General features: G+C 63.1%; 10 protein-coding genes. 9 read left to right on the top strand and 1 reads right to left on the bottom strand.

Going from position 1 to position 10,389, the window contains the following annotated elements:
* Positions 1 to 277 precede the first annotated feature (277 nt).
* The 8 genes from ACEK02_RS13450 to ACEK02_RS13485 all read left to right on the top strand — a co-directional run bounded on the left by ACEK02_RS13450 (position 278) and on the right by ACEK02_RS13485 (position 7,992).
* Positions 278 to 1,114, top strand: a complete 837-nt coding sequence (locus ACEK02_RS13450; protein ID WP_371422190.1) for a hypothetical protein — start codon at positions 278 to 280, stop codon at positions 1,112 to 1,114.
* A gap of 139 nt (positions 1,115 to 1,253) precedes the next feature.
* Positions 1,254 to 1,649, top strand: a complete 396-nt coding sequence (locus tag ACEK02_RS13455) for a hypothetical protein (protein WP_371422191.1) — start codon at positions 1,254 to 1,256, stop codon at positions 1,647 to 1,649.
* A 91-nt stretch (positions 1,650 to 1,740) separates the two neighbouring features.
* Complete coding sequence (locus ACEK02_RS13460) at positions 1,741 to 3,372, top strand: MBL fold metallo-hydrolase (protein ID WP_371422192.1); 1,632 nt, start codon at positions 1,741 to 1,743, stop codon at positions 3,370 to 3,372.
* 81 nt (positions 3,373 to 3,453) lie between these two features.
* Positions 3,454 to 3,699: a hypothetical protein gene (locus ACEK02_RS13465; protein WP_371422193.1), complete on the top strand. Its 246-nt coding sequence runs from the start codon at positions 3,454 to 3,456 to the stop codon at positions 3,697 to 3,699.
* Complete coding sequence (locus tag ACEK02_RS13470) at positions 3,699 to 4,037, top strand: TraR/DksA C4-type zinc finger protein (RefSeq protein ID WP_033965209.1); 339 nt, start codon at positions 3,699 to 3,701, stop codon at positions 4,035 to 4,037. Before ACEK02_RS13465 ends, ACEK02_RS13470 begins: the two co-directional genes overlap by 1 nt.
* 199 nt (positions 4,038 to 4,236) lie before the next feature.
* Complete coding sequence (locus ACEK02_RS13475; protein WP_371422194.1) at positions 4,237 to 5,517, top strand: MgtC/SapB family protein; 1,281 nt, start codon at positions 4,237 to 4,239, stop codon at positions 5,515 to 5,517.
* Between the two features lie 91 nt (positions 5,518 to 5,608).
* Positions 5,609 to 7,096 carry a thymidine phosphorylase family protein gene (locus tag ACEK02_RS13480; protein ID WP_371422195.1) on the top strand — a complete coding sequence of 496 codons (1,488 nt, stop codon included), beginning with the start codon at positions 5,609 to 5,611 and terminating at the stop codon, positions 7,094 to 7,096.
* Positions 7,093 to 7,992: a ribose-phosphate diphosphokinase gene (locus ACEK02_RS13485; RefSeq protein WP_371422196.1), complete on the top strand. Its 900-nt coding sequence runs from the start codon at positions 7,093 to 7,095 to the stop codon at positions 7,990 to 7,992. Before ACEK02_RS13480 ends, ACEK02_RS13485 begins: the two co-directional genes overlap by 4 nt.
* Before the next feature lie 52 nt (positions 7,993 to 8,044).
* Here the strand turns inward: ACEK02_RS13485 and ACEK02_RS13490 are convergent, their stop codons facing one another.
* Positions 8,045 to 9,121 (bottom strand): NAD(P)-dependent alcohol dehydrogenase, encoded by a 1,077-nt coding sequence (locus ACEK02_RS13490; RefSeq protein WP_371422197.1) that lies wholly within the window; start codon positions 9,119 to 9,121, stop codon positions 8,045 to 8,047.
* Between the two features lie 268 nt (positions 9,122 to 9,389).
* Here ACEK02_RS13490 and ACEK02_RS13495 point away from each other — a divergent pair.
* Positions 9,390 to 10,389 (top strand): TRC40/GET3/ArsA family transport-energizing ATPase (locus tag ACEK02_RS13495; RefSeq protein WP_371422198.1); only part of this gene is annotated, 1,000 nt, incomplete at its 3' end.

The following is a 10,389-nucleotide window of genomic DNA, read 5'->3' on the forward strand; positions in this document are numbered from 1 at the left end:
AAAGTGAGTATACGTCAAAAGCGTATCGAGGGTTCGAATCCCTCCCGCTCCGCCAAAACCCGTTGAAATCATTAGATTTTTTCTGGTTTTTGTTGGTCCGTCCGGGTCTCCGTCCGGGTTTATGAGGCGGATTTCTGCGAACCGCTGCGACCACCCGATCAAATTCTGAGACGAGCCGCACGGCCGGCGCGCCTGGCAATGGGAAAGCGTCCGGGAATCTACGCATCTCCCGGGATTCCAAGTGAGCCTAATATCCCTTCAACGGGAGAGTTTTCACATGGGCATTCAAGACATTCTACTGCAGCTTCGCAGTGCGCCAGAGCACTCGCCGCGCTGGTCGATCGATGCGGCAATATCCCTTGCCACAACGCTCGATGCTCGACTGTCCGGTGTGGTCTGTCAGATCGTCATCCCCCGCGTATCGAACTGGCTTGCCGACAAGCTGGTGCATGCCAACGCACTGATCGCGGAGGAAAATGCCAAGAGCCGGGAAAGCGCACGACATCTTCTGGATGAAATGACCACGCGTATTCCGGCCCAATCCCGTGGCGAACAGACCCTGATCGAGTGCACGGAATTCGCCATGTCCCGCGAACTGGCGAAACGCGCGCGGTCTCACGACATCACTGTCGTGCCCATCGATGACGGGCTCGATATCGCGTACGTGGTTCAAGACCTTGTGTTCGAGTCCGGGAGGCCGATCTACCTGATGCCGCGGAGTGGCGGCGGTGGACATCGGCTCGACATCGTTACTGTCGCCTGGGATGGTAGCCGTGCGGCCGCCCGCGCCTTGGCCGATGCGCTCCCATTCTGCAGCCTCGCCAAGACGGTGCGTGTGGCCTGGGTGTCGGGTGATAACGATAAGACAATGTCGGGTTCCGCTGCGGACATCTGCCGCAATCTTGCGTGCCACGGGATCGAAGCAGAAGCGGTCGATATTCCCGCCGATGGCCGCGATGCCGGCACGGCGCTGCTGGCAAATTGCAAGGCTTCGGGAACTGACCTTCTGGTGATGGGCGCCTACGGCCATTCGCGCGCCCGCGAGTTTGTCCTCGGCGGCGCGACCCGCTCCGTCCTGGCATCACCGGATCTTCCCATCATATTATCGCATTGATGGCGGCTGAAAGCTGGCCTGGAGACGAGCGGTGACCCTGTTCAAAGCGCTTTTTGCCAGACCTCACCGCGTGGCGGGGCAGCCGCACTTTCCGGCCAATTATGACGGTACGGGATGCTGGTGGTTCGAGCGAGGCGTCTTGCCGCTCGGCGCCGCCCATGGTTTCAATGTTGATCTGGTCGGCGAGATGCAATGGCAGGATAATCTGAGCGCCCTGACCGGGGGGCGCTGCGAAGAGGGGCATAATTGTCATTTTCCGGCACAGCTCGTCTTCGACGATAATTCGCGCGATCCAAATGCGATCGGCGTGATGATCGACCACCGCGCGGTGGGCTGGGTTCCATCCGAGATGTCGGCCGACATCCGGCCAGCGATCCTTCGGCTCAATCCGGAGGGCAAGCCGGTCACCTGCAAGGCAAAGGTGATGGGAGGTTGGGACCGTGGGCCTGATGATCGCGGATATTTCGGCGTGAAGCTCAGCATTTCGATGCCATTGAAAAGGGCAGTTCTATCGACAGCGACCGGGCCGGCCTGAGAATGAGTCCAAGATAAGTATACATACCAAGTGTCGGGCTCGGTGGGTCGGCGTAGCGGTATTCCATGGACCTGATCAGCAGCGCGGCAGCATGACGGAGAAACTCACACTCGCCTTTCACGGCGCGGCGCGCACGGTCACGGGTTCCTGCATGGAGTTCACACATAGGGGAAAGCGCATCCTCGTGGACTGTGGCCTCTTCCAGGGGTCGCGTACGCTGGAGACGCTGAACCGCAGCGCATTCGCGTTCGACGCGCGCCATGTCGATGCTGTCATCCTGACGCACGCGCATATCGACCATAGCGGTTTACTGCCTCGGCTGGTGGCCGAAGGCTTTACCGGCGACATCTGGTGCACCGAGCCGACCGCCGCGCTGCTCGAATTCATGCTTGCCGATGCGGGGCGCATCCAGGAGGGCGACGCCGCCCGACGTAACCGGCGCAAGGATCGCGCCGACCTGCCGGATATCGAGCCGATCTACACCGAACAAAACGCGATGACTGCTTGGCGACAGACACGGCCGATCCCGCTCGAAGAATGGTTTGAACCCGTTCCCGGTTTCAAGGCGCGTCTGTGGAACGCCGGGCACATATTGGGATCTGCATCGGTCGAGCTGCAGGTCGATGGCACCCATATCCTCTGCTCGGGCGACATAGGGCCTGAACACAAGGCCTTCCACCCCGACCCCGAGAGTCCCGCCGACTTCGATCATGTCATCTGCGAGTCCACCTACGGAGACCGCAAGCGGGAAGACCTAACGATCGTTGATCGCCGCGTCCTGCTGGAGAAGGAAATCACCCAGGCGCTGGCCCGCGGCGGAAACCTTATCATCCCGGTGTTCGCGCTCGAACGGACGCAGGAGCTGCTGCTCGACATGGCCGCGCTGATCGACGCGAAGCGTATCCGGTCCGTGCCCATCTTCGTGGATTCACCCCTGGCCAACAGGGCAACGAGCGTTTTCGCGAAGTTTGCCGATACGCTCGAGGACATGAACGGCGAAAATATCTTCCGCAACACGGCCTTCCATTTCGTCGATGCGACCGCGGAGTCTATCCGGCTCAACAGCGTCTCGGGCGCCATCATCCTGGCGGCGTCCGGCATGTGTGAGGCAGGGCGCATCCGACATCACCTCAAGCACAACCTGTTCAAGCGCGAGGCGACGATATTGTTTGTCGGCTTCCAGGCCGAAGGAACGCTGGGCCGGGTGATCCTCGAAGGCGCCGAACGCGTGCGAATCTGGGGCGAGGATATCGTCGTCCGCGCACAGATCCGCCACATCGAGACCTATTCCGCACATGCCGACCAGGATGGACTGCTCGCCTGGATGGAGGCTCGCCGTCCGATCGGCGGCAGCCTCTTCCTCGGGCATGGAGAAGCCTCGTCGATCGAAACGCTGCGCCAGTTCGCCCAAACCAGGCAGATCGCGTCCTCGATCCTCGTGCCAGAGATCGGAGAGGCCTATCACCTTGCGCCGGCGAAGCCCGCCGCGCGAACCAGGACCGCCGATCCGAGACTTCAGGACGTGATCGGACCCGACTGGCAGAACAGCTATGCCGATTTCGCGACCAAGCTGAAACGAGAGCTCGCGCAAATCAACGACACAAGGGCTCGCGAGCATGCCGTCGCCGACATGCGAGCTGTGCTCGAGAGCTACAAGCATGCCCGCGCAGAACAGTCGGTTCGACGCCACGGCCACGAAAGTCTCCCTTCGGCCATCGGCTGATCTGGACGGGTGGAGGGTACGGAGAATCCCGTAACGACTCCGTATCGGATGGGTGCCACCGTATTTGTGCGGAGGTGCCCCATGGACAAACTCGAAATTCCCTATCTACTCAAGCGAGCGTGTGCGCATCGGCTCCTCGGACAGGTTGCAAAATGCAGCGAGGCGCGGTCGATTCACCGCCAATTCGTCAAGAATTACCAGGGTCTTCTCCTTGCGATTCGCCACACGCGCTTGTCGCCGGTCATCCGTCAGGAGACACTGAATAAGCAACGGCTCGGTCTGCCCGACGAGATTGCGACCATGATCGCCGACAGGAAGGTGGCCTGATGCCGGATAAGACAGAGGCCCGTAGCCGTCTAACCGAGAGACTTGCCGCGTTGATGTCGCAGGTTGGGCGTATCGAAGCCGAACTGGGCCGACCGCTCGACGACGACTTTGCCGAACAGGCGGTCGACCGGGAGGATGACCAGGCGCTGGACACTTTGGAAAGCTCGACGCTCGCCGAGATCGAACTGACCAGGAACGCCATCGCTCGGCTTGGCTCGGGCAGCTACGGGATTTGCACCAGCTGCGGCAATGTCATTGCGGCCGAGCGGCTGAACGTATTGCCCGCGGCTGCTGAGTGCATCGGCTGTGCCAGCACGCGGCATATCGCCAGACCGTGAAGGAAGACCGGAGCGCGGAAGTGCTTTACCAGCGCAAGGATGTTTTCGAGTTCGTACGGCTCCCGATAACGTGCGCTTCGTAAAAACGCTTACGCTCGACTTGATCGATGACAGATTTCCGTTGGTTCGACCTTCTGTTGACGGGAACGATGAACACGGCCCCCCGGAGATCGACGAACCCCTACAGTGGAGAGATTGATTGGGGGCCACCAGCATCGACGCGATCGGAGCGATTGCCCTCTCGCTCACGCTTGGCCTGCTGATCGGTATCCAGCGCGGATGGACGCTGCGTAAAGAGCCGCCGGGCTCCCGCTTCGCAGGCATTCGCACCTTTGGCCTGCTCGGGCTGGCAGGCGGCATGGCCGGTGCCCTCCATTCAAGCGACAGCATTGTCGCAACGATCATCCTCGCTGGAGCGGCCATCCTGGTCCTGCTTGGTTACGCAGAGCTGGCGCGGCGAAGTGGCAAGGTCAGTGGGACAGCGAGTTTGGTGGGCCTGCTGACCCTCGGCTGCGGGTTTCTTGCGACGACCCAGCAAGCGATGCTCGCCACGATCATCGCCGTCGTGATCACCTTGGTACTGGCCTTGCGCCCGCAGCTTCACGTCTGGGTCGAGCGGTTGAGCGAAGCCGAAGTGAATGCGATCGCGCGGTTTGCCCTGATAGCCATGGTTATCCTGCCGCTGCTTCCCGATCGTACCTTTGGCCCCTTCGATGCCTGGAACCCGCGTCAGCTATGGATGGTCGTCGTGATGGTGTCGGGCTTCTCGTTTGCCGGCTATGTTGCCAGCAAGCGGTTGGGGGCATCGCGCGGCACGATCGCGACGGCGGGCGCCGGGGCAATGGTTTCGTCGACCGCGGTGACGGCGGCCCTGGCCACCAGGCTACGCAATATCGACGAGCGCGCTCCCATTCTCATCGCCGGAATCGCTACCGCTTCGACGGTCATGCTGCTGCGCGTGCTCGTCCTGGTGGCGGTGCTCGCACCCTTTGCATTTTCCACGCTGGCGCTGCTTGTCGTTCCCGCCGCGCTCATGAGCGCGGCGGCGACGCTCTGGCATATGCGCATTGCGATGCGGCGTCCGGCCAAACCGACCGAGGAGGTCGCGGTTCGCAACCCATTCGACATCCTGCCAGCCCTCGCCCTGATGGCGCTGGTGATGGTACTCTCGCTGGTCTCGCGCTGGGTGTTGCATAAGTTCGGCGATGCCGGGCTTGCGACCGTCCTTGCCCTGTCCGGCATGGTCGATGTCGATTCCGCCATCATCACCATGGGCGGATTGCCGTCCGGAACACTTGATGCGCGAACCGCAGGCCTCGTGCTCGCAGCGCCCGTCATGCTCAACACGCTCTTCAAGGCAGGAGCGGCGATCAGCCTCGCTGGCTGGACCAGGGGCTGGCAAGCCGCTTTGCCGCTCGTGGCAAGCGTCGCCGCCGGCCTGCTCATGCTGCCGATCGTGCTGCGTCAGGCTGGCTCGTGAGGGCACATCTTGATTCGGCGGCGCGGCCGCATCTGGCGGCGACATTCGAGCACCATGCGCAATGCCATGATATACGCGAACGGGGATATCGATGTTGAAGATCAGGCGCGTGGCAGTCGATACCTATCCTGAAAACACAGCATTCCTGCTACGCTCGGCCGACGGCTATGGCGCGGAGCAGTTTCAGGCCATGCGCAAGATCGAGATCACCGGAGACGCTAGCGGCATTCTCGCAACGCTGGCGATCTGCGACGATCCGAATATCGTCGGCGACGGCGAAATCGGCCTGGGCGAGCAGGCCTTCCGACGACTCGGGCTAGCCGAAGGCGAGAGCGTCTCGATCGCGCAGGCCAAGCCGCCCCGCAGCCTGGAGGCCGTCCGGCGCAAGATCGGCGGCGATGTTCTCAGCGACAGCGAGATCGCTGCCATCATCACCGATGTCGCGGCCTATCGTTACTCGCCGATGGAGATTGGCGCTTTTCTGGTGGCCTGCGCCGGCTTCATGACGACCCAGGAGACACTCGCGTTGACCCGCGCCATGGCCGATGCCGGCGACCGCTTTGACTGGCATGCTCCGCTGGTGGTCGACAAGCATTGCATCGGCGGCATCCCGGGAAATCGCACGTCAATGATCGTCGTGCCGATTGTCGCGGCGCACGGTCTCATCATGCCCAAGACATCGTCGCGCGCGATCACCTCGCCATCCGGGACCGCCGACACGATGGAGGTGCTTGCAAACGTCGATTTGTCGGCGGAACGCATGCGGGCCATCGTCGCGACCGAAAAGGCCGTCCTTGCCTGGGGCGGGCGGATGAACCTGTCCCCGGCCGACGACGTCCTGATCTCCGTCGAGCGGCCACTCCGCATCGACACGTTCGAACAGATGGTCGCATCGATCCTGTCCAAGAAGCTCGCCGCCGGTTCCACCCATATGGTGATCGACATTCCGGTGGGTCCCACCGCCAAGGTCCGTTCGCAGGGCGAAGCCGTGCGACTACGCAAGCTCTTTGAATATGTTGCGCACAAGGTCGGACTGACGGTCGATGTCGTGCTGACGGACGGCTCGCAACCGATCGGACGCGGCATCGGGCCGGTGCTGGAGGCCCGCGACGTGATGGCCGTGCTGCGTAACGATGCGGACGCCCCCGACGATCTGCGCGAGCGGGCGCTGCTGCTGGCGGGACGCGTGCTCGATTTCGATCCTGACCTGGAGGGTGGGCGCGGTTATGCGCGGGCGCTCGACCTGCTGGCATCGGGCAAGGCATTGGCGGCAATGGAACGCCTCGTTGCGGCGCAAGGCGCGCAGACCCAGACGTTCCGTCCGGGCGCGCTGCGCAGCGAAATCCTTGCGGACGAGGACGGCTCGGTCGCTGCGATCGACTGTCACCTGATCGCGCGCATCGCCCGGCTGGCAGGCGCGCCGATGGACAAGGGCGCGGGCATCGATTTGCTGTGCAAGATCGGTGACAGGGTGCGCAGGGGTGAGCCGCTTTACCGGATCCACGCGCAGTCGGAGACCGGCCTGCGCTTTGCCTGCGATCTGGCGGCCGAGGGCTCGGGCTACCGGCTGCTGTCATGATCGCGACGATCCATCATTTCGCCGAATCCCTTCAGGCCGCTCATCGCCTGGCCGACCTGCTGGGTATCGACTGCCGGGCGGTCAACGTCCGTCGCTTTCCCGATGGCGAAAGCCTCGTCCGGGTTGAGGATACGCAGCGCACCGCAATCCTCTATCGCTCGCTCGACCATCCCAACGAGAAACTGGTCGAACTGATGCTGGCGGCTTCGGCCCTGCGGGACCGCGGCGCGAGCCGCATCGTCCTGGTTGCACCCTATCTCGGCTATATGCGCCAGGACATCGCGTTCCAGCCTGGCGAAGCAGTCAGCCAGAAAGTGATCGGCACGCTGCTCGCGGCGCATTTCGACATGCTGGTGACGGTCGATCCGCATCTCCACCGAACCGCCTCGTTAGCGGCAGTTGCCCCGGGGATCGATGCAGTCGCAGTGTCGGCTGCGGAGACATTGGTCGAATTGCTCCGGCCGGAGATAACATCAGCCGTCATGCTGATCGGCCCGGACGCTGAATCCCGGCCCTGGGTCGAAACCGTCGCCGCTCCATTGGGTCTCCAGGTCCTGGTCGGTGAAAAGCGGCGGCTCGGCGATCGTCATGTCCAATTGGAGATAGCCGGTATCGAGCGGGTGCAGGGGCGGACCGTGGTGCTGATCGACGATCTCATCTCGAGCGGTGGCACCCTGGTGCGATGCGCCGAACTGCTCCACGCCGCTGGCGCAACACGCATCGAGGCGGTCGCCACACATTGTCTGGCCAGTCCTCACGATCTCGCGAAACTCGCCGCTGCGGGGGTGGCGCGAGTTCGGTCCACCGATACCGTGGCAGGCCCAACCGCAAGCGTCGCTATCGCGCCAGCCCTTGCCGCAGCGCTTGTGCGATGGGCCCCGACCGCCGCGCAGTGAAAAGAATTGCCGCCGCGCCTGTGCCCGTAAACTCGGCGGGCAGCGCGAACCGTCAGGGCCGGATCGCGACCTTCAACACACCATCCCGCTGGTTGGAGAAAAGTTCATACGCGCTCTCGATGTCGTCGAGCGCGAAACGGTGAGTGACAAGGGCCCCGGTGTCCACGCGCCCTGAAGCCACGACGTCCATCAGCCGCCGCATCCGTTCCTTGCCGCCCGGGCAGAGCGTAGTGACGATCCGGTTGTCGCCGAGGCCCGCGGAAAAGGCATCGATCGGGATGCGAAGGTCCTCCGAATACACGCCGAGCGAGGAGAGCGTGCCGCCCGGCCGCAGCACGCGCAAGGCTGCCTCGAAAGTGGCCTGCCGCCCAAGCGCCTCGATCGAGACATCGACGCCGCGGCCATCGGTGATCCTGCGAATTTCATCGACCGGGTCGACCTTGCTGAAGTCGACGACATGATCCGCCCCCATCGCGCGGGCTATCGCCAGCCTTTCGGGCAGGGTATCGACCGCAATGATGGTGGTCGCGCCCATCAACTTTGCGCCAGCGGTGGCGCACAGGCCGATAGGCCCCTGCGCGAATATGGCGACCGTGTCGCCGATACGGATGCGGCCGGATTCTGCGCCGCTGAATCCGGTCGAGAGGATGTCCGGGCACATCAGCACCTGCTCGTCGGTGAGGCCGTCGGGCACCGGCGAGAGGTTGGCCATCGCATCGGGCACGAGCAGGTACTCCGCTTGCGCACCGTCGATCGTATTGCCGAACCGCCACCCTCCCATCGCTTTCCAGCCATGATCATGTGCGCCGCCGCATTGCGAGTGGAAGCCGCACAGAGATGCATTCGAGGTGCCCGACGGCGTGATCGCGCCGGCGATCACGCGCTGACCCTCGCGATAGCCGACGACCGCCGAGCCGAGCTTTTCAATGATGCCGACCGGCTCGTGTCCCACCGTCAGGCCCCGCGCAACAGGATATTCGCCCCTTAGGATATGGACGTCAGTCCCGCAGATCGTGGTGGTCGTCACTCGGATGAGCGCATCCAAAGGCCCGACATCCGGCACCGGTTTTTCCCCCAGGATGATTCGACCGGGCTCGAGGAAAATGGCGGCTTTCATCTTCAGTGCCATGAGTCAGAACTCCATCGACGCGGACGAACCGCACATTGGCTTATGTCCAACGCCACCCCGGGGTCTCTACGTGACGTTGCGTAGCCCTTGGTCTGCGCTTCCACACTTCCCGGCACGCCGTGAGACTACGTATGCCCGGCTGCTGAGCGAAGCGGTAAGCCATCCCTCAACAAAGAGGATTCGAACTTTTCGGTCCCTTCCACATCTTGTGAATTGCAGCGCCAGCCGGCGGCGGGCGTCCCCGCAGTGAAGAGGATCAAGCCAAGTCATGAACGACAGTTCGCTGACCAGTGTCCCACAATTTCTGGTCGAGCCCACCCGTTTCCTGTTCTTCACGGGCAAAGGAGGCGTGGGCAAGACGTCCATCGCAAGCGTAGCCGCCCTTTCGCTTGCCGATCGCGGCAAATCGATCCTTCTCGTCAGCACCGACCCTGCCTCCAATCTCGACGAAATACTGGACGTACCCTTGACCAATCAGCCGGTCGCGGTGCCGAATGCTGTCGGTCTGGACGTCCTGAACATCGATCCGACCATCGCGGCAGAAGCTTATCGCACGCGCGTGCTTGCTCAGATGGAGGCCAATGCAAGCGCTCAAGAACGTGATACAGTTCGTGAGCAGCTTTCGGGCGCCTGTACGACCGAGATTGCGGCATTCGACGAATTCGTCGGCCGCCTTGCCGATGCTGATGGCACCTATGATCACATCATCTTCGACACCGCGCCGACGGGGCATACGCTGCGACTGCTCAGCTTGCCGAAAGCGTGGAGCGGCTTCCTCGCGGAAAATGACCAGGGCGCCTCGTGCCTGGGACCGCACTCGGGACTCAAGACGCAGGAGGAACGCTTCAGAAAAGCCATGGCGGCGCTGTGCGATCCCGCGGCGACAACCGTCATTCTCGTGACGCGCCCGGAACAGGGCGCGATTGCCGAAGCGGGTCGAACCTCGACCGAGTTAGCGACGCTGGGGCTCGGCAACCAGCATCTTGTGGTGAACGGCCTGTTCCGCGCCAGCGACCCGTCCGATGCGACGGCGGCGTCGCTGGAGGCGCAGGGACGGGAGGCGCTGGCGGAGATGCCGGTCGTGCTCCGAAAGCTTCCACGCGACGACATAGCGCTGTGCCCTTTCGAGATGATGGGCCTGGACGCGCTGCGTTCAGTCCTTTGCTCCGGCCCATTGTCGGGGAGCCGTGGCGGACCTGCCGTTGCTGCGCCTTGGGTCGGCGACCTGCCCGGCCTCGATCGACTGATCGACCTGCTCGCAGCGGACG

This window comes from Tardiphaga sp., from assembly GCF_041424195.1.
Taxonomy (GTDB): Bacteria; Pseudomonadota; Alphaproteobacteria; order Rhizobiales; family Xanthobacteraceae; genus Tardiphaga.

Excerpts from the sequence above, each read along its gene's own strand:
- ACEK02_RS13450 (WP_371422190.1), top strand. The coding sequence starts at position 278 with ATGGGCATTCAAGACATTCTACTGCAGCTTCGCAGTGCGCCAGAGCAC.
- ACEK02_RS13460 (WP_371422192.1), top strand. The coding sequence starts at position 1,741 with ATGACGGAGAAACTCACACTCGCCTTTCACGGCGCGGCGCGCACGGTC.
- ACEK02_RS13465 (WP_371422193.1), top strand. The coding sequence starts at position 3,454 with ATGGACAAACTCGAAATTCCCTATCTACTCAAGCGAGCGTGTGCGCAT.
- ACEK02_RS13470 (WP_033965209.1), top strand. The coding sequence starts at position 3,699 with ATGCCGGATAAGACAGAGGCCCGTAGCCGTCTAACCGAGAGACTTGCC.
- ACEK02_RS13480 (WP_371422195.1), top strand. The coding sequence starts at position 5,609 with ATGTTGAAGATCAGGCGCGTGGCAGTCGATACCTATCCTGAAAACACA.
- ACEK02_RS13485 (WP_371422196.1), top strand. The coding sequence starts at position 7,093 with ATGATCGCGACGATCCATCATTTCGCCGAATCCCTTCAGGCCGCTCAT.
- ACEK02_RS13490 (WP_371422197.1), bottom strand. The coding sequence starts at position 9,121 with ATGGCACTGAAGATGAAAGCCGCCATTTTCCTCGAGCCCGGTCGAATC.